Genomic DNA, 19,114 nt, shown 5'->3' with positions numbered 1-19,114 from the left:
AATAATATTTTTAGAATGGAGATATAATTTTTATGAATTCAAGCAATAAATTTTTGCCCATATGTAAAAAAGATCTAATGCAAAAAAATATTAAGCAATTAGATTTTATAATAATAACAGGTGATGCATATGTAGATCATCCTTCTTTCGGCACTGCAATAATAAGTAGAGTATTAGAAAGTCAAGGATACTTAGTAGGTATAATTTCTCAACCTGATTGGCAAAATGTATCTAGTTTTAAAATCTTAGGAAAACCAAAATATGCGTTTTTAGTAAACTCAGGTAATATAGATTCAATGGTAAATCATTATACTACTTCTAAAAAAAAGCGACATAAGGATTTATATTCCCCTGGAGGAGAATCAGGCCATAGACCAGATAGAGCCGTTATAGTGTATAGTAATAAAATTAGAGAAGCTTATAAAGATGTTCCTATTATAATAGGTGGAATCGAAAGTAGTCTTAGAAGATTTTGCCATTATGACTATTGGGATGATAAAATAAGAAGAAGTATTCTCTTAGACTCTAAAGCAGATCTGTTAATATATGGTATGGGGGAAAAAACTATAGTTCAAGTTGCAGATTTATTAAAATATGGTATGCCTTTTTCAAACATTACTAATGTAAAAGGAACTGTTTATCTAACGAAAGATATAAGTAATATTAATGATTTTATAAAAGTTCCCTCTTATGAAGAATGTGTAAAAGACAAAAAAGCTTACGGAGAAAGCTTTAAACTTCAATACTATGAACAAGATGCTGTTAGGGGTAAAACCTTAGTTCAAAAACATGGCGATAGATATATAGTTCAAAATCCTCCTCAGATTCCATTAACCACTGAAGAAATGGATGAGGTATATTCTTTACCCTATGCTAGAACCTATCATCCAATTTACCAAACAAAAGGTGGAATACCAGCTATACAGGAAGTTAAATTTTCAATTACTAGTCATAGAGGTTGCTTTGGCTCCTGCTCCTTTTGTGCATTAACCTTTCATCAAGGAAGGGTTATTCAAAACAGAAGTCAACAATCTATAATAGATGAAGCAAAAATTCTAACAGAAATGGAAGACTTCAAAGGGTATATTCATGATATAGGTGGTCCAACTGCAAACTTTAGACATAGAGCATGCAAAGTACAAGAAAAAGTAGGTACCTGTAAAGATAGACAGTGTATGTTTCCAAAACCTTGCAAAAATCTTATTGTAGACCATAAAGAATATTTAGATCTTTTAAGAAAAGTACGAAAACTTCCTAATGTTAAGAAGGTATTTATACGTTCTGGAATAAGATTTGATTATCTTATTTTGGATAAAAATCAATCCTTCTTTGAGGAATTATGCAAATATCATATAAGTGGTCAATTAAAGGTAGCTCCAGAACATATAAGTGATAAAGTTTTAAAACTCATGGGGAAACCTACTAAGGATGTATACGAAAAATTTGCTAAGCGATACCTTACTATAAATAAAAAAATCAATAAGAAACAATTTTTAGTTCCCTATCTAATGTCAAGTCATCCAGGTTGTGAACTAAAACATTCTATTGAGTTAGCAGAATACATAAAAAAAATGGGATATACTCCCGAACAGGTTCAAGATTTTTACCCAACGCCAGGTAGTCTATCAACGGTAATGTATTATACCGAGTTTAATCCTTTAACTATGCAACAAATTTATGTACCCAAAAAACAAAAAGAAAAAAATATGCAAAGGGCATTATTACAGTTTACTATCCCTGATAATTATAAACTAGTAAAAGAAGCCTTAGAAAAAAATGATAGATTGGACTTAATAGGAAATAGTCCTAAATGTTTAATTAAAAATACTGCCAACTACCATAAAAATACTAAAAAAAGTTTTTCTAAAAAGAAACTAAATAAAAAATAATAATTAAAGCGTACAATAAATGTACGCTTTAATTATTATTTAAAACTATATATGAATAGACTTAATTAATTTGGGTCTTTTAGGATTTATTCTTTCCTTTGTATTTACAACACCTAAAATTTTTAATCCACCCTTTATACATTCTATAGTTAAAGGAAAGTCTGGACCCCTTTCACCATCTATATCTGTTACAATGTTTTCATGACACTCTATATGAAGCTTATCAGTCTTAAAATATAAAAGGCAATTTACATCTTCTAAATGGTCCCCTCTTAGCATCTTTATAAACAAAGGAATAATATCTATAATCATAGTTGCTTTTATGATTATAACATCTAAATATCCATCATCTATTTCAGCTTTATAAGCTAGATTGAAATTTCCAGCCGTTTGTCCATTGAATACAAGCATCAAATACATATCGCCATCAAAATTTTGGTGATCAGATTCTACTTTAATTTTTAACTTCCTAAAATTAGGTAATTGTTCAATACCTTTTACATAATAAGCTAATTTCCCAATAGTATTTTTTAAATTAACATCAGTTTTTTGTGACACATCAGTAAATAAACCAGTGCTTGCCACATTTAAAAAATATTTATCATTTATTTTCCCTATGTCCACTTCTTTTGGCCTAGTATTCAAAATTTGTTCACAGGCTTCTTCAATATCTTGAGGCATACCTATAAATTTGGCAAAATCATTAGCAGTACCAACAGGTAATATAGCTATAGGTATTTCTATACCTAGTCCCTTCATATGATTAACTACATTATCTACGGTGCCATCTCCTCCTGCTACTAAAATATACTTATAACTATCATCAATGTCTTCAAAAGCTTTACATAAATTATACTCCATACTTATTCTATAAGGTATTACAGTATATCCATATTTTTGATGAATCATTATCACCTTGTCTATATCTGTTATAATGGCATTTTCTCCTGAATATGGATTGTAAATAAACTTTACTTTGTTCATACTATAACTCTCCTGTTTTCGTAATATGTACACTTACTATTTATTATAACATTATATACAATAAATCCACAAGATTACTAAAAAAGTATCTCCTGTGGATTTACTTTTTTAGATATTTGGACTACTTGGTTCTGATATACTACTTAATGCCTCTCCTGCATTATCGCATAAATTAGGTTCTACTGAAATATCCCCTAAGGAAACCATTCCTGATATATTGTTATTTTCTACTACTGGTAATCTTCTTATCTGTCTTTCACTCATAATTCTCGCTGCTTCGTGTACATCCATATCTGATTTAATAGTAACAGGATTTGAAGTCATAATATCTCTAACCGTTTGTTTCTGAACATTTTCTCCCTCTGCTGCAGATCTTATAGCTATGTCTCTGTCAGTTATAATACCTATGACCTTTTCACCGTCACATACTGGAAGAGAACCTATATTATGTTCTTTCATTAATTGTGCTGCATGTTCAACTGTATCCTGACCATTTAAAGAGGCAACACTCTTTGTCATAACATCTTTTATTTTCATAATTCCACCTCCTAAAATAGTTTCCCCAAAAACTCAATGTAATATTAAAGGTAATATAATACTATTTATATACCTCTTGTAAAGTTTTCATAAAAAATCTATAATATTTATTAAGTTTATACTTATAATAATAATTGTTACTATTTTTTTAGGAGTGATACTTTAATGTCAAAAAGTACCATACCACATATATTTACCCTAGGTAATTTATGTTGTGGAATATTATCACTATTAATGACCTTACAAGGCAACTATAAAACTGCATGTACTTTCATATTATTAGCCGCCTTGTTAGATAGATACGATGGTCGAATAGCTAGATATTTAAATGTGTTTAGTTCCCTTGGAAAAGAATTAGATTCTCTTGCAGACTTAATTTCATTCGGTGTAGCACCTTCTATCCTTTTATTTAATATTTATACATTTTTAGAGTTTGGATTTATAGGATATATACTAGTATTAATATTCCCCATTTGCGGTGCATATAGACTGGCACGATATAATGTAACATCCTTCAATGGAGTTTTTTCAGGAGTCCCAATAACCGTAGCTGGATCAATATTAGCCATATACTCATTTTTAACACTAAATAAAACACAAAATAAAGTAATTCCTGTTATTTTGTTACTTATATTATCCTATCTAATGGTAAGTAAAACTTCATTTAAAAAATTATAAAAAACAAAGAATAACCTATTTTATTTCTATAAACAGGTTATTCTTTTAGATCTATTTGATCCTCAATTTCACTTTGTATAAACTTATATTCCAATTTGCATTTCATAACTTTAGCCTTTAGTTCACAATAATTAGTATATGCACAAGAAGTATTATCCAATACACATATGAGCTCGTCTATAACGTCTCCTAATTCGTTTGCTCTATCAAGTGCGTGTTTTACATCCCCTCTTTTGGCCAATGCTATGGAATTTAATTCCCCAGCACCTCCTATAAGTAATCTATATGCATTAACAAGTTTACATATTAACTCCGCTAAATTATTTATATCACAATAATAATCCTCTACTATTTTCCTACGCTTATTCATTTACCACCCACCATAAATTAATATATATTATTCCTATTAATCTATATTGATGGACAGCGGAATTTATTCCTCTCACCTAATTACAAATTTGTCATTTCTTCAATATATTCTTTATCTATTTTCTTAAAAACATCTTCATATTCAAATTGTCTTTGTAAATCGTCACATTCTACTAATGTAACCTCTTGTACGGCTTCATCTGTAGTAAATACAGGAACGAAATAATAATCAGGATACACTAAAAACATAATTTATTCCTCCCTGTAATTAATACAATATGGTTTAAAATAAGCTCTAGGAAATTTACAAAGGGGGCATACTGCCGGTGCCTCTTTTCCCACATGAATATATCCACAATTCATACACTGCCACATAGAATCTTTTTTACTTTTAAACATAGTTCCATTATTTACTCTTTCATATAGAGTATTAAATCTACGTTCATGGTCCTCCTCTACTTCAGCTAATTCCTTATAAAAATCTGCTATTTCCTCAAATCCTTCTTCCCTTGCAACCCTTTCAAAATCCTTATATAATTTTGAGCTTTCAAAAGCTTCCCCCTCTGCTGCATCCTTTAAGTTTTCTTTTGTACTTTTTACAAGACCTAAAAATCTTTTAAAAACCTCTCTAGCATGAGCTTTTTCATTACCTGCCGTTTCTTCAAATACTGATGCTATATACTCATAGCCCTCCATCCTAGCCTTTTCTCCATAAAAAGTATATTTATTTCTTGCTCTAGATTCCCCTGCAAAAGTTTTATATAAGTTTTGTTCTGTTTTGCTACCTTTTAAGTTCATAATTAACCTCCGTAAAAATATCTTCATAATATTATATTCTACAAAGGATTCAATTGTTACTTGTCAATATTTATAAAAACAACTTCCTCCTATAAACTCTCTTAGAATAGAATTTTCTGGAACATAATTTGTGTCCACATCTTTAAAAAAGTGTAAAAAACTTTTTAATCTTAACGCCTCATAATATACAACACTATTGGGTTTGATTTTACTTAATTCTTTTAATGCAAATCTTTTTAAAACGCATAGTTCATATACTAAAGTAGAATTAAACATAACATCCGCATTTTCCTGGTATACAAAAATATTTTTTTCCTCTCCTCTTCTTATAGATGTCCACATTTTTAACGTTTCCTCTCCTCCATAACCTCTTGAAAGATAGTCTCTTACTATTCTCCTAATTATTCTTACATCCGTAGTAGCTATTCTATTATGATTATCTAAATTAAGCTGTGTTAATGCGCTTATATATATTTTAAATTTGTTTTCTTTAGGTATGGATTTAGTTAACATTTCGTTTAGTCCATGTATTCCTTCTAATATTAATATTCCATTATGAGGAAGCTTTATTTTACGGTCTATCCATTCCCTTTTTCCAGTTTTAAAATTATAGCTTGGTATTTCTACTTCATTGCCTTCTAATATATTTTTAAGATGAAAGTTTAAAAGTTTTAAATCCAAAGCATATATAGACTCAAAATCATACTCCCCATTGTCATCTACAGGAGTGAATTGTCTATCAACAAAATAATCATCCATACCAAGAGGAACTGGCACCAATCCATTTACCCTAAGTTGAATACCTAGCCTTCTTGCAAATGTAGTTTTCCCAGAAGAAGAGGGTCCTGCTATTAATATAATTTTTACATCTTTTCTCTCACTTATCATATCCGCTATATAAGCAGCTTTTTTTTCGTGTAATGCCTCTGCCACTCTAATTATATCTATAATTTCTCCACTATCTACTTTATCATTTAACGCTCCTACATCAGCAACATCAAGTATATATCCCCATTCTTCAGTTTCTTTAAATATCTTTGAAAGCTTTTTGTGTTCTACAAATTCAATAATTTCTTTAGGATTATTCTCTGTTGGATATCTTAATATCAAACCAGGAGCATAATACATTAAATCAAAAGTCTTTAATATCCCTGTTGAATAAGCCATAGATCCATAAAAATAATCAAACCTTCCATCTAACTCATAAAGCTTAACTTCTTTTGAAGCTACATGATTTAAAAGTCTTACTTTATCATCCATTCCATAATCTTTAAATATTTTTATAGCCTTTTTTTTCACCATAGAAACTTTTTTTATAACTATATTCTTTTCAATAGTCTCCTTCATTTTACATTTGATTTTAGAAAGATCTTCATTAGAAAGAGGTGTATCTTTATGAATTTCACAATAAAGCCCCTTACTTAATGAATGTTCTATGACTATTTTACTTTTTGGGAATACATCCAGTACTGATTTTATTAAAACAAATTGTAAAGTCCTTACATATGCTTTCATGCCTATATTGGTATCTATATGAATTAATTCTAATTTACCACTTTCCATAACTTTACTGCTTAATTCATATATATTTTCATTCACTTTAGCTAAAACTACTGGTAAATCGCTTTTATCATCCTTTACAACATCATACAACTGGGTGCCTTCTTCCACTTTAAATTCCCTTCCATTATTTAGAGTAAGTATAAAATTATTCATGAAATCATCCCCCATTTCTTAGTATGTACTACCATTATACTTTAATTTTTCAGAAAGTAATTAATTTTACTTATATTTTTCACATTTTAAGAAAAACTATATGCTATGAAAGGGTGATTATCTTGTTTACAGTATTAATAAGAACTATTATATTATATTTTATTGTAATATTTTCCATGAGACTAATGGGAAAAAAACAAATAGGTCAATTAGAACCATTTGAGCTAGCAATAACCATAATGATATCTGAGCTAGCTTCATTACCCATGCAAGATACAAGAATTCCTTTAATACATGGTATTATACCTATTATAACTTTGTTACTACTACAAACTATTTTGGCTATTATTCAATTGAAAAGCGAAAAGTTTAGGAAAGTAATAAATGGCCAACCAAGTATTTTAATAAAAGACGGTAAAATAGATATAAGTCAACTAAGATATCAAAGATTTAATTTAAATGATTTAATGGAAGAACTCCGATTAAAAGGATATTACAACATAGAAGATATAGAATATGCGATACTAGAAACCAGTGGTCAACTATCTATTATTCCTAAAACTAGCTTAACCCCAGTTACAAAAGAAGATATGAAAATTGAAAGTTCCCAAGATTTACTTCCTATAACTTTAATCTTAGATGGCAAAATAAACTATGATAATTTAAAACTAATAAATAAAAACCCTAGCTGGCTTAATCATAAATTAAAGCAAAATAATATAAAAGAGCCAGAAGAAATATTTTTAGCATTATTAGATTCTAAAGGTAAATTTTATTTTCAAAAAGATATAAAAAAATAAGTATAGGTGATATATTATGAAAAATGTTTTTATCTCTTGTACCACATTTGTGGTAATGATATTTTGTATACTATTCTCTATTAATTATTTAAACAAGATATGCAATGAAATGTCTGATATAAATTATAAGCTAGAACAAAGTATAGAATTAGGGAATTGGAGGCAATCAAAAAACATTGTATCTAATTTAACAAATAACTGGGAGAAATTCTCTGATAAATTATCAATATTCGTTAATCATGAAGAGCTTGATAATATAAATAGTGAATTAAGTAAATTAACACAATATATTAATTATAAAAATAAAGATGAATCTATGGCTAGTTTACATTCAATAAAATTTTTTATTCAGCATATATCAAAACTTGAAAAAATAAATATGCAAAATATATTCTAAGTAAACCTTTAAAATAGATATACTATACTAATTATTCCTATATACCCTATATTTAATAATAATATTTTAATATTTATAGTAAATTAATCTAATATGTTTTATAATGTATCTGTAAAGGAATATTTAAAATATTAAATAAATAAAAATAAGTGGAAGGTGGAATATATATGGCTTTAGTAACAACCAAAGAGATGTTTAAAAATGCTTTTGAAGGTAAATATGCTATAGGAGCTTTCAATATTAATAATATGGAAATAATTCAAGCCGTAGTAAATGCTGCAAAAGCTGAAAAATCCCCAGTTATACTTCAAGTATCATCTAGCGCTTTAAAATATGCAGGTCCTAAATATTTAAAACATATGGTAGATGCAGCTATTGAAGAAACTGGTATAGATATAGCTCTACACCTTGACCATGGTGCAAATATGGATCAAGTTAAACTAGCTATTGAATCAGGTTTTACCTCTGTTATGTTTGATGGATCACATCATGAATATGAAGAAAATGTTAAATTAACTAAGGAAATTGTGGAATATGCTCATAGTAAAGGAGTAGTAGTTGAAGCTGAACTTGGAAAACTAGCCGGTGTTGAAGATGAGGTTAAGGTCTCAAGTCATGACGCTACATATACTGATCCAGACCAAGCTGTAGACTTTGTAAAAAGAACTGGTGTGGATTCACTAGCTATTGCAATAGGAACTAGTCATGGAGCTTATAAGTTTAAAGGAGAAGCAAAGCTAGACTTTGATAGATTATCCCTAATTACAGAAAAATTAGAAGCAGATGGCTTTAAAAACTTCCCAATAGTTTTACACGGTGCTTCATCAGTGGAGCCAACATTTGTAGCAATGTGTAATGAATTCGGTGGTGAAATTGGTGGTGCCAAGGGTGTACCTAATGAAATGTTAAGAAAAGCAGCATCAATGTCCGTTTGTAAAATAAATATGGATACAGACTTAAGACTTGCGATGACTGCATCTGTAAGAAAATTCATGGCAGAAAATCCAAAAGAAATTGATCCTAGAAAATATCTTGGTACAGCTAGGGAAGCAATTGAAAATTTAGTAGAAAATAAAATCAAAAATGTTTTAGGTTCCTCTAATACACTTTAATGGTTTATTTAAAGAGCATCTCCTAGGAGATGCTCTTTTTTATTTTTCTATATAATTTATGACATTTTTAATAACTATATCTATAGATCCATCACCATGTCTATGAATTTGAAACCTATTTATATCATTATAAGCTTCCTCATTTATATATAAGTCTATATCCCTATCTATCTTTAATCTTATTCTCTTAAATTTTTTCTCTACCCAATTTTTATCTATAGCTACACAGTCCCCTACACCTTCTGAAGACACATATTCAACAAAATTTGCTTTAGCATCTTTATTATCACCAAAAATATCTTCTGAAACTTTATATATTGAAACATTATCCTCTTCTTTTAATGTCTTTTTTATCTTACTTCTTAATTTTTCTGCCTCATCAGCATTTTCTTTAAGGTTGGCCCTTGTCCACTGTTCTGTTGCTCTAACAAAGGTTTTAGTCATGTCCCTTTCATTTTCAATTATTTTACATCCTAAATACTTATTAATAAAATAATTGGCACCATAATCTTCATCCTTACTCTTCTTTTGCTTATCTATAATCATTAAGTCAAATTCATTATCTTCTCTTACAGGTTTTATAAAAGCACATTTTTGTATCTTTTGTGAACTTATAGGTAATCCTGTTAATTCAGGTACTATATTTATTCCTACCTTATCTTCTACAAAGTTCACACTATGAGTATAGTTTTTTACATAGTCCATTTTCATTATAACTATCATAGGTCCATATTCAGTTGATATAGAGACCACTATTAAATCACAGGATGGTATATTTCCATTAGATTGCATTAATATAAATAATTGTCTACCCATTTCCTTAGAAACTTCTACTAAATCATTTTGTCCATTTAAATACTCTTGACTTAGTTCTTTTACTATATTTCTTTCATTATTAAACACCGCATATTTTAACTCTTCATCTTTTAAGCATCTTTCTAAGTGTTTTAATAAAAAATTATAAGTTTCTTCATCCAATTTTAATTTATATTCATTTAATATAGGTTCATCTGAATTATTATCCAAAATATGAATAACGGCTTCATTGATATTAACTTCTTTTATGTATTCCAAAATACTTACACCCCTTATAAAAATTTAAACTTTTCATATTTAGTTTATCAAATATAAATTTTATTTCAAAAAATATTTTTTTATTTAGTATATTTTTTGATGAATATGGAAATATATAATTATAAAAACATTTATGGAGGCATTATTTATGGTAACAGGTATTGTAAAGTGGTTTGATAATGATAAGGGTTATGGTTTTATTACTACAGATGATGGAAATGATGTATTTGTTCATTATTCTGCAATAAAAGAAGATGGCCCTAGAAAAAGCTTAAATGAAGGGCAGCAGGTTACTTTAGACATTGTAGATAGTGAAAAAGGACCTCAAGCTTCTAATGTACAAAAAATTTAAAAACCACAATTTTTTAGTGCTAGATGAATAATTTTTTTATTCATCTATTATACTAAATGCAATTAAAAGGCTACTGGTATGTATTTACCAGCAGCCTAAACTATTTAAAATTTCTAATTTAATATTTATTATTTTAACTCTTGTTGCATTTGTGTACTTTGAGATTTAATTTGCTGTACTTCGTTATCTGGAGCATCCTTAGTTGGATACCATCCTTTTTGTCTCATGGCATCAAAAACTTTATATTGAGTATCTTCTGCATTTCTAAAATTATTTAACAAAACATTTCTAAGGTTAGGACATGATGTTTCTGTTATTCCTGTACTGTATGCAGATATAACCTGTTTTTCTGTAGCTAATAAATCATTCATTAAATCCTTTTCACTTAAATTTGGTGAAGTTTGCATAACAAATCCCTCCTACTTATAATTTTTACTGATGACTTTCAAGATAAGTTTTTAATTCATTAAAATTCTGTTTATGAATACCGGCTGACTGATTGCATAAATCTTTTAGCTGCTGATCTGTACAATATTGACCATATAAACTAAACTTTTTATTCATTAAAGCCTCATAATTTAGTTGGTCTGATATTACCTTTAAATTATTAGCTTCTATCTGTTTATTTCCACTATTCATAGATTAAACCTCCCTTAAATCTTTATAATATTAATGACGTTATTATTGTTCCCGAAGCAGCATTTAATATTTATTAATGTGCAAGGTAATTTATTGTTTATTTTATTTAATTAACATTTTTATAATTTTTTATTAACAATTATAAAAATATGTATTGCAATATGCATTTGCATATTAATTATGCTATAATCACAATATAATAAGGAGTGAGAATTTTGGAAGAGTTAGAAGTAAAAATTTTAGATATAGATGTAGATTATATAAGAAAAAAAGCCTTAGAACTAGGTTGTAAAAATGTTAAAAAAGAGAATCAAATCAATAACATATTTGATTTTCCAACTAAAGATTTATTGAAAATGCAAGGATATGCTAGGATAAGAATAGTAGAAGATTTATTAAATAATAAAAAGAAATATTTCATGACTACAAAAAGAATATTAAGTCAAAATAAGTTCAAAATAATGGATGAAAATGAAATAGAAATTTCTGATGCAGTAGAAGGAGAAAATATATTTAACTCTCTTGGATTAAATCTAATCCAAAGTATAAAAAAATATAGGGAGAGTTATCAATATAAAAATTCCTTAATCGAAATTGATATAAATGAAAAATCATTTTGTCCTTTCCCTTATATAGAAATAGAGTCTCCTAACGAAAATCAATTAGAAGAGTTAGTATTATTACTTGGATTCTCTATGAAAGATACTACTTCCAAAAATATATATGAACTTATAGAAATTTTTAAAGGTAAAGGATATTAATCTATGTTTGGATATGTTACTCCTTGTAAGATGGAATTGAAAATTAAAGATTATGAAAAATTTAAGGCATATTATTGTGGTTTATGCAAATCCATAAAAATAAACTATGGAAATATTCCCAGAGCTACTTTAAATTATGATATGACTTTTTTAGCCATTCTATTAGATTCATTAAACAACCATAAATGCTGTTATGAAAAACAACATTGTTTAGTTCATCCTATGAGAAAAAAAGTTATATTACTAGAAAATTCTTCACTAAAGTATGCTGCCTTTTGTAATACTACATTATCTTATTATAAATTATTAGATAATGTTAATGACGATAATTCAATTAAAAGTAAACTTTTTTCTATACTATTAGGTAAATATATAAATAAATCCATGTTGAACTTTAAAGTTCATGCTGAATATATAGAAAAAAAACTTACTGAATTGTATAATTTAGAAAATAATAATCATTGTATAAGCCTTGATTCTATAAGCGATCCTTTTGCTGATCTTACAGGTTATATAATCTCTTCTTATATAAAAAAAGATGCTTCATTAAAAAAAGATTTATATAATTTAGGCTATAATTTGGGTAAATGGATATATATAATAGATGCTTTTGATGATTTAGAAAAGGACTTGAAAAATAAAAAGTTTAATCCCTTAAATGTACTATTTAATGAAAATAATTTATCTTATAATGAATTATATGAAAAAATATACATGAGAATAAATTTTACATTAACTAATTGTGCTAGACATTGTCTATTATATTTACAAAAGTTAGATATTAAGAAGAATAAAGAACTTTTATATAATATACTACAATACGGTTTAATGGAAAAAATGGACAAAGTTTTTAAAAGGAGTGAAATACATCATGACAAATCCCTATGAAATACTTGGATTAAAAGAAGGTGCATCAAAAGAAGAAATTAAAAGGGCTTATAGAGAACTTGCAAAAAAATATCATCCAGACCAATATGGAAACAATCCTTTAAGAGAATTAGCTGAAGATAAAATGAGAGAGCTAAATGAAGCATATGATTTACTTATGAAAAATTCTGATAATAATTATAGTTCAAATTCTTATAGAGGTTCTGATAATAATTATTCTAATAATAATTATACTAATTATCAGTCCATAAGAATGGATATACATAGCGGTAACTTTTCTCAAGCAGAAGCAAAATTAAATGGAATCTCCATTAAAAACGCAGAATGGAATTATCTAATGGGTCTTGTTAATTTAAAAAAAGGTTGGTATGATGCTGCATATAATTATATAAGAACAGCTTGTAGTATGGAACCGAATAATCTAGAATATAGAGAGGCCTTTAATCAAATAAATCGTATGAATAATTCTTATAGGCAACCTTATTATAATAACAGAAATGGATCCGATAGAGATTTGTGCAGTATATGTACTACTTTATACTGTATGGATTGTTGCTGTGAATGCTGTGGCGGTGATTTTATAAGTTGTTGTTAGTTTAATTTGGGAGATGATTATCTTGAAAACTTCTTCACTAACTAAAGGTGGGCTTTTATCAGGACTAGGTTTTATACTTACTTATTTAAGTACTATATTACCTACAAATAAGATGTTTGTCTTAATATTAGCCTCCTGTTTAATTCCCCTAACAATACTATTAACAAATTCAAAAACAGGTTTTATTGTATATATAACTACTAGTTTACTTAATATTTTACTTATTGGGTTCAAGGGACAAGTATTTTTATATATTATATTTTTCGGATTATACGGAATAGTAAAGCTATTAATTGAAAAATTAAGGAAAATGTATTTAGAAATAATTTTAAAACTTAGTTTTCTTAATATTTGTTTATTTATCACCTATTTTCTATATAAAACTCTTTTTATCAATATAAATATTAATAAATTTCCTATAGATTCAAACAAAGCTATTCCAATATTTTTAATAATATGTCAAATAATATTTCTTGTATATGATTATGCTATTACATTATTTATAGCTACTATAAATAAAAAGTTAAAACATATATAAGGTTTTCAATATGAAAAATTATAATTATATTCACAAATTGTCTATTTATATCATTTTTTTCATATATATATGAAAAAACATAAAAAAACTGTTGACAGTTTTAAATAATTTGCTATAATAATAAATGTCGGTAATGAAATTGAAAATCGATGATTTATTATATTAATAATGCCCATTAGCCAAACGGTAAGGCACCTGCCTCTGGAGCAGGCACTGTGTTGGTTCGAATCCAGCATGGGCAGCCAAAGAACTCTTATATAGTAAGAGTTCTTTTTTATTCTCATATTAATTTTACATAGAACTTGAATAATTTTAAATTTTAATATAAAATTAGATGTGTATATAATATTAAAAAATATATGCTAGGGGTGCCTTTAAAGGCTGAGAATTAAATAATAGTATTATTTATAACCCTTATACCTGAACTGGGTAATGCCAGCGTAGGAAAGCTTCTATTGGTTATTAAATCATATTCCAACAGGAGTATGATTATTTTTTTGACTAATACTAGCTTCCTTAAAAAATACAAGGAGGTTACTATTATTATGCAAACTTTTACAGACATAATTAACAACTTTACATCTATTAACATTGTAAAAAATATTCAGGAAATTATCTCAAAACCAACAAGTATACTGACCATAATAGGTTTAATTTTAATTATATTGGTAATAATTAAGGTTAAAAAGATAAAATTAAATACTAAAATTATATGTGAAATAGGTATAATGCTTGCTCTGGCTACAGTGCTTAAACTATGTAGAATATATCATTTCCCACAGGGTGGAAGTGTAACTATAGGTAGTATGGTTCCTATCCTATTGATGTCACTTCTCTATGGTCCTGAAATAGGATTTTTAACTGGTGGCTTGTTCGGAATCATTACTTTAATTATGGATCCATATATTCTCCACCCAGCACAAGTTTTATTTGACTATCCTCTACCTTTCTTATCTTTAGGTATAGCAGGATATTTTAAGAAAAATAAATTATTGGGTTGTGGTGTGGCAATATTCTCAAGATATATATGTCATGTAATATCCGGAGTTATATTCTTTGGATCATATGCCCCAAAAGGGACATCACCACTTATATATTCCCTTACTGTAAACACAAGTGTAGTGGGACCAGATGGACTTATATGCCTATTAATTATTTCTTTACTGCCAATAGAAAAGCTATATACATTATTAAATAATAGAAATCATGAAACAAACATTACAAAATAATACAAATTAAATTTTTAAAATTAACAATACAAATAAATGCTTCTTGACAATATTAAACTAATGTTATAGAATTTTATATAAATTTATACTTAAAAATACATTGAACAGGAGTAGTAATTTCCCTATCACTTTTAGAGAACTGTTGGGTGGTGCAAAACAGTAGTGATATATATGAACTCGCCTGGGAGTTTACCTGTTAAAACAGGTACGGTTATTCCGTTATAATAAACAAGTGAAGGTCTAAGCATTTAGACTTTAATTAGAGTGGTACCGCGGAGATTCTATCCTTCGTCTCTTAAATTGAGATGTAAGGATTTTTTTTATGAACAAATTTAAATGAATATAAAGGAGCGATAACAATGGCTAAGTATGGAACTTCTATCGATAAAAAGTGGCAAAAAATATGGCAAGATTCAAATTTATATAAATTTGATAAAAACAAAGACGGTAAAAAACTATATGTCCTTGAAATGTTTTCTTATCCATCAGCTAGTAAACTCCATGCAGGTCACTGGTTTAATTATGGACCTGTAGACTCTTGGGCAAGGGCTAAAAGAATGCAAGGATATAATGTATTTCAACCTATGGGTTTTGATGCCTTTGGACTTCCAGCTGAAAACTACGCAATAAAAACTGGCATCCATCCTAAAGACTCAACTATAAAAAATATAGCTTCTATGAAAGATCAATTAAGAGCTATGGGAGCTATGTTTAACTGGGAAAATGAAGTTATAACTTGTGAACCAGATTATTACAAATGGACACAATGGGTCTTTTTAAAACTCTATGAAAAAGGTTTAGCATATAGAAAAAAAGCCCCAGTAAACTGGTGCCCAAGTTGTAACACTGTACTTGCAAATGAACAAGTTATTGATGGAGTCTGCGAAAGATGTAATACAGAGGTAATTAAGAAAGATTTAACACAGTGGTTCTTAAAAATAACAGACTATGCAGAAGAATTATTAGAAAAACTAGAGGATTTGGATTGGCCTGAAAAAACTAAATCTATGCAAAGACATTGGATAGGCAAATCTACAGGTGCAGAAGTTACTTTTAAGGTAGATAATTCTGATGTTGAATTTAGCGTATTTACTACAAGAGCTGATACATTATTTGGTGTTACTTATGTAGTTTTGGCACCTGAAAACCAATTAGTTGATAAACTAACTACAAAAGATAATTTAGCTTTAGTTAAAGAATATAAGGATAAAGCTAGTAAACAATCTGAAATTGAAAGACAATCCATCACAAGAGAGAAAACAGGTGTTTTCACAGGTAGCTATGCTATAAATCCTGTTAATGGCAAAAAAGTACCTATATGGGTTGCTGATTATGTACTAAACACTTATGGAACAGGTGCAGTTATGGCAGTTCCTGCTCATGATGAAAGAGATTTTGCTTTTGCTTCAAAATACAATCTTCCAATAATAAGAGTTATAGATGGTGGTGAAAGTTTACCATATACAGAATCAGGTAAATTATTAAATAGTAATGAATTCGATGGTATGATCTCAGAAGATGCTAGAAAAGCTATAATTCAAAAACTTGAAAAATATAATCTAGGATGTGAAAAAATAAATTATAGATTAAGAGACTGGTTGATTTCAAGACAAAGATATTGGGGATCTCCAATTCCCATTGTATATTGCGATAAATGTGGTATTGTACCAGTTCCTGAATCCAAACTACCAGTAGAATTACCATATGATGTAGAATTTGATCCAGATGGTAAATCACCACTAGCAAAGTCAGAGTCATTTATAAATACAACTTGTCCTGTTTGCGGTGACCATGCAAAAAGAGAAGCTGATACATTAGATACATTTATGTGTTCATCTTGGTATTATTTAAGATACCCTGATAATAACAATAGCAAAAAAGCTTTTGACACTGAATTAATAAATGAAATGTTACCAGTGGATAAATACGTAGGAGGGCCTGAACATGCTTGCATGCATCTTTTATATGCGAGATTTATAACAAAGGCATTAAGAGATATGGGATACTTAAATTTTGATGAACCATTTACTTCTCTTACTCACCAGGGATTAATTCTTGGACCTGATGGACAAAAAATGAGTAAATCAAAAGGAAATACTATTTCTCCAGATGAATATATAAATGAATTCGGTTCAGATGTATTTAGAATGTATTTAATGTTTGGTTTTGATTACACAGAAGGTGGAGCTTGGAGCGACGACGGAATAAAATCTATAGGAAGATATATAGATAGAGTAGAGAGAATATTGGCAGGTTGCAGAGAATATATAAATAATCCTAATAATGACAAAAAAACATTAGATAAAGCTGAAAAAGAATTAAACTACGTAAGACATTTCTCAATAAAACTAATAACAGATGATATAGACAAAATGCAATTTAATACTTGCATAGCAAGACTAATGGAGTTTACAAATGCACTATCTAAATATATCACTGAAGAAAAGAAAAATGCCGCTTTCTTAAATGAATGTATACTTGATTTTATTAGACTATTAGCTTCTTTTGCACCTCACTTTAGTGAAGAACAATGGTCACTTTCAGGTATAAAAACTTCAGTGTTTAATGAAAAATGGCCAATATTTGATCCTAAAGCATTAATTAAAGATGAAATTGAAATAGCTATTCAAATTAATGGTAAAGTTAAATCTAGAATTAATATAGCTTCTGGATTATCTGAAGAAGCCATTAAAGAGGCAGCTTTACATTCAGAAGACGTAAAAAAACACACCAATGGTAAAAATATAATAAAAGTTATAGTTATAAAAGGACGACTTGTTAATATAGTTGTTAAATAAAAATAGCCTGTGTATGCTAATCTATACACAGGCTATTTTTTATTTAAACATTTCTATAGTTTTTTCAGTGGCACTTAGTAAATTATTAAGTTCAAATACTTCCCCTTCCTCAATAAGTTTATTAAGCTGACTTTGATATCTTACTGATTCTATTGATTTTCCTATGGATGATAATATAAGTATGTTATTCATAATATCCGATACTATGTTAGATTTTACTTCAAATAATTTTTGGGCATCCTTTATTTCATCCTTTATTTCAAGCATTTGTTGGTCTAATTGAAATGCCGAATCTGCTGCTCCCTTTAGCTTGTATTTTATAGCTTCTGGTATATCATGCTTATATTTATAATTTAAGGAATGTTCAATTGTAGCCCAAAAATTCATAGCTAAAGTTCTTATTTGGAATTCTGCAAGTATATCCACCCTACCCTGTGCCATGTTAACAGGATATTTTATAACCACATGGTAACTTCTATATCCACTAACTTTTACATTTGCTATATAATCTTTTTCATACATTATTTCCATATCATTTCTTTGTCTTATAAGTTCAACAACCTTCTGTATGTCATCAACAAATTGACACATTATCCTTATACCAGCAATGTCCTCCATTTCATACTCAATTCTATCTAAAGGTATATCAAATTTATTTGCCTTTTCTAACATACTTGATATTTCTTTTACTCTTCCTGTTACAAATTCTATAGGTGAATATTCATTTTTTCTTCTATATTCCGTTCTTATGCTTCTAAACTTCACCTTTAATTCTTCTACTGCTTGTTTGTATGGGATCAAAAATGTCTTCCATTCTCTCATTGCCATACTTTTCACCCCTTTAATGTTATTTTTGGCTAATAATAAGCAACTATTCATACTTTTAATATAATTATAATACAATAAGATTGAATTAATAATACATTTTCATCCTAATCTTTGATATAATAACACTATACA

The 19,114-nt window shown here is 28.2% G+C and carries 22 protein-coding genes, 1 tRNA gene, 1 riboswitch and 1 other annotated feature; of the genes, 13 read left to right on the top strand and 10 right to left on the bottom strand.

Annotation, left to right across the window (positions count from 1 at the left end; translation table 11 throughout):
* The first annotated feature begins 32 nt into the window (after positions 1-32).
* On the top strand, positions 33-1,889 hold the full coding sequence (locus tag EJL03_RS07760) for a YgiQ family radical SAM protein (RefSeq protein ID WP_125153400.1): 1,857 nt from the start codon (positions 33-35) through the stop codon (positions 1,887-1,889).
* 45 nt (positions 1,890-1,934) lie between these two features.
* On the opposite strand, the gene EJL03_RS07755 is transcribed toward EJL03_RS07760, so the two are convergent.
* Together EJL03_RS07755 and EJL03_RS07750 are read right to left on the bottom strand one after the other, a co-directional pair.
* Positions 1,935-2,873 carry a YegS/Rv2252/BmrU family lipid kinase gene (locus tag EJL03_RS07755; RefSeq protein ID WP_125153399.1) on the bottom strand — a complete coding sequence of 313 codons (939 nt, stop codon included), beginning with the start codon at positions 2,871-2,873 and terminating at the stop codon, positions 1,935-1,937.
* 108 nt (positions 2,874-2,981) lie between these two features.
* Positions 2,982-3,410, bottom strand: a complete 429-nt coding sequence (locus tag EJL03_RS07750; protein ID WP_125153398.1) for a CBS domain-containing protein — start codon at positions 3,408-3,410, stop codon at positions 2,982-2,984.
* A 165-nt stretch (positions 3,411-3,575) separates the two neighbouring features.
* Between EJL03_RS07750 and pssA the strand changes: the two genes are divergently transcribed.
* Positions 3,576-4,088 carry a CDP-diacylglycerol--serine O-phosphatidyltransferase gene (pssA, locus tag EJL03_RS07745; RefSeq protein ID WP_125153397.1) on the top strand — a complete coding sequence of 171 codons (513 nt, stop codon included), beginning with the start codon at positions 3,576-3,578 and terminating at the stop codon, positions 4,086-4,088.
* A gap of 37 nt (positions 4,089-4,125) precedes the next feature.
* Here the strand turns inward: pssA and EJL03_RS07740 are convergent, their stop codons facing one another.
* The 4 genes from EJL03_RS07740 to EJL03_RS07730 all read right to left on the bottom strand — a co-directional run bounded on the left by EJL03_RS07740 (position 4,126) and on the right by EJL03_RS07730 (position 6,971).
* Positions 4,126-4,458, bottom strand: a complete 333-nt coding sequence (locus tag EJL03_RS07740) for a hypothetical protein (protein ID WP_125153396.1) — start codon at positions 4,456-4,458, stop codon at positions 4,126-4,128.
* Positions 4,459-4,538: 80 nt separating this feature from the next.
* Positions 4,539-4,706, bottom strand: a complete 168-nt coding sequence (locus EJL03_RS16045) for a hypothetical protein (RefSeq protein WP_164509036.1) — start codon at positions 4,704-4,706, stop codon at positions 4,539-4,541.
* Between the two features lie 3 nt (positions 4,707-4,709).
* Positions 4,710-5,255 (bottom strand): rubrerythrin, encoded by a 546-nt coding sequence (rbr, locus tag EJL03_RS07735; protein WP_125153395.1) that lies wholly within the window; start codon positions 5,253-5,255, stop codon positions 4,710-4,712.
* A 63-nt stretch (positions 5,256-5,318) separates the two neighbouring features.
* Positions 5,319-6,971, bottom strand: coding sequence for a nucleoside kinase (locus tag EJL03_RS07730; protein ID WP_125153394.1), 1,653 nt, complete (start codon positions 6,969-6,971; stop codon positions 5,319-5,321).
* A gap of 122 nt (positions 6,972-7,093) precedes the next feature.
* Here EJL03_RS07730 and EJL03_RS07725 point away from each other — a divergent pair, with 122 nt between their 5' ends.
* From EJL03_RS07725 to fba, 3 genes are all read left to right on the top strand, one after another.
* Positions 7,094-7,771, top strand: a complete 678-nt coding sequence (locus EJL03_RS07725) for a DUF421 domain-containing protein (protein WP_125153393.1) — start codon at positions 7,094-7,096, stop codon at positions 7,769-7,771.
* A gap of 16 nt (positions 7,772-7,787) precedes the next feature.
* Positions 7,788-8,168: a DUF4363 family protein gene (locus EJL03_RS07720; RefSeq protein ID WP_125153392.1), complete on the top strand. Its 381-nt coding sequence runs from the start codon at positions 7,788-7,790 to the stop codon at positions 8,166-8,168.
* A 167-nt stretch (positions 8,169-8,335) separates the two neighbouring features.
* Complete coding sequence (gene fba, locus EJL03_RS07715; protein WP_125153391.1) at positions 8,336-9,280, top strand: class II fructose-1,6-bisphosphate aldolase; 945 nt, start codon at positions 8,336-8,338, stop codon at positions 9,278-9,280.
* A 39-nt stretch (positions 9,281-9,319) separates the two neighbouring features.
* Here fba and EJL03_RS07710 read toward each other — a convergent pair whose 3' ends face one another.
* Positions 9,320-10,354 carry a nucleoid-associated protein gene (locus tag EJL03_RS07710; protein WP_125153390.1) on the bottom strand — a complete coding sequence of 345 codons (1,035 nt, stop codon included), beginning with the start codon at positions 10,352-10,354 and terminating at the stop codon, positions 9,320-9,322.
* A gap of 148 nt (positions 10,355-10,502) precedes the next feature.
* Between EJL03_RS07710 and EJL03_RS07705 the strand changes: the two genes are divergently transcribed.
* Positions 10,503-10,706: a cold-shock protein gene (locus EJL03_RS07705; protein WP_125153389.1), complete on the top strand. Its 204-nt coding sequence runs from the start codon at positions 10,503-10,505 to the stop codon at positions 10,704-10,706.
* A 128-nt stretch (positions 10,707-10,834) separates the two neighbouring features.
* Here EJL03_RS07705 and EJL03_RS07700 read toward each other — a convergent pair whose 3' ends face one another.
* Both EJL03_RS07700 and EJL03_RS07695 read right to left on the bottom strand, forming a co-directional pair.
* Positions 10,835-11,113: a spore coat protein gene (locus EJL03_RS07700; protein WP_125153388.1), complete on the bottom strand. Its 279-nt coding sequence runs from the start codon at positions 11,111-11,113 to the stop codon at positions 10,835-10,837.
* Positions 11,114-11,138: 25 nt separating this feature from the next.
* Complete coding sequence (locus tag EJL03_RS07695; protein ID WP_125153387.1) at positions 11,139-11,345, bottom strand: hypothetical protein; 207 nt, start codon at positions 11,343-11,345, stop codon at positions 11,139-11,141.
* A gap of 215 nt (positions 11,346-11,560) precedes the next feature.
* Here EJL03_RS07695 and EJL03_RS07690 point away from each other — a divergent pair, with 215 nt between their 5' ends.
* The 7 genes from EJL03_RS07690 to leuS all read left to right on the top strand — a co-directional run bounded on the left by EJL03_RS07690 (position 11,561) and on the right by leuS (position 18,154).
* Positions 11,561-12,106 (top strand): class IV adenylate cyclase, encoded by a 546-nt coding sequence (locus tag EJL03_RS07690; protein WP_125153386.1) that lies wholly within the window; start codon positions 11,561-11,563, stop codon positions 12,104-12,106.
* A 3-nt stretch (positions 12,107-12,109) separates the two neighbouring features.
* Positions 12,110-12,994 carry a DUF5685 family protein gene (locus EJL03_RS07685; protein WP_125153385.1) on the top strand — a complete coding sequence of 295 codons (885 nt, stop codon included), beginning with the start codon at positions 12,110-12,112 and terminating at the stop codon, positions 12,992-12,994.
* A complete protein-coding gene (locus EJL03_RS07680; protein WP_125153384.1) occupies positions 12,978-13,589 on the top strand; it encodes a J domain-containing protein in 612 nt (203 codons plus the stop codon). The genes EJL03_RS07685 and EJL03_RS07680 overlap by 17 nt, the downstream gene beginning before the upstream one ends.
* 22 nt (positions 13,590-13,611) lie before the next feature.
* Positions 13,612-14,127, top strand: a complete 516-nt coding sequence (locus EJL03_RS07675; RefSeq protein WP_423243338.1) for a hypothetical protein — start codon at positions 13,612-13,614, stop codon at positions 14,125-14,127.
* 169 nt (positions 14,128-14,296) lie between these two features.
* Positions 14,297-14,372 (top strand) — tRNA-Gln (locus EJL03_RS07670).
* 109 nt (positions 14,373-14,481) lie between these two features.
* Positions 14,482-14,591, top strand: a riboswitch (TPP riboswitch).
* Positions 14,592-14,672: 81 nt separating this feature from the next.
* Positions 14,673-15,356 (top strand): energy-coupled thiamine transporter ThiT, encoded by a 684-nt coding sequence (thiT, locus tag EJL03_RS07665; RefSeq protein ID WP_125153382.1) that lies wholly within the window; start codon positions 14,673-14,675, stop codon positions 15,354-15,356.
* A 91-nt stretch (positions 15,357-15,447) separates the two neighbouring features.
* Positions 15,448-15,655 (top strand) — a binding site (T-box leader).
* 60 nt (positions 15,656-15,715) lie between these two features.
* Positions 15,716-18,154 (top strand): leucine--tRNA ligase, encoded by a 2,439-nt coding sequence (gene leuS, locus EJL03_RS07660; RefSeq protein WP_125153381.1) that lies wholly within the window; start codon positions 15,716-15,718, stop codon positions 18,152-18,154.
* 39 nt (positions 18,155-18,193) lie between these two features.
* On the opposite strand, the gene yjbM is transcribed toward leuS, so the two are convergent.
* Entirely contained in the window at positions 18,194-18,982 is a 789-nt protein-coding gene (gene yjbM / locus EJL03_RS07655; protein WP_125153380.1) for a GTP diphosphokinase, read from the bottom strand.
* Positions 18,983-19,114 lie beyond the last annotated feature (132 nt).

The sequence above is a fragment of the Clostridium rectalis genome (assembly GCF_900626095.1).
Lineage (GTDB): Bacteria > Bacillota > Clostridia > Clostridiales > Clostridiaceae > Clostridium_AS > Clostridium_AS rectalis.
This window is presented reverse-complemented; position numbering and strand designations above follow the sequence as displayed.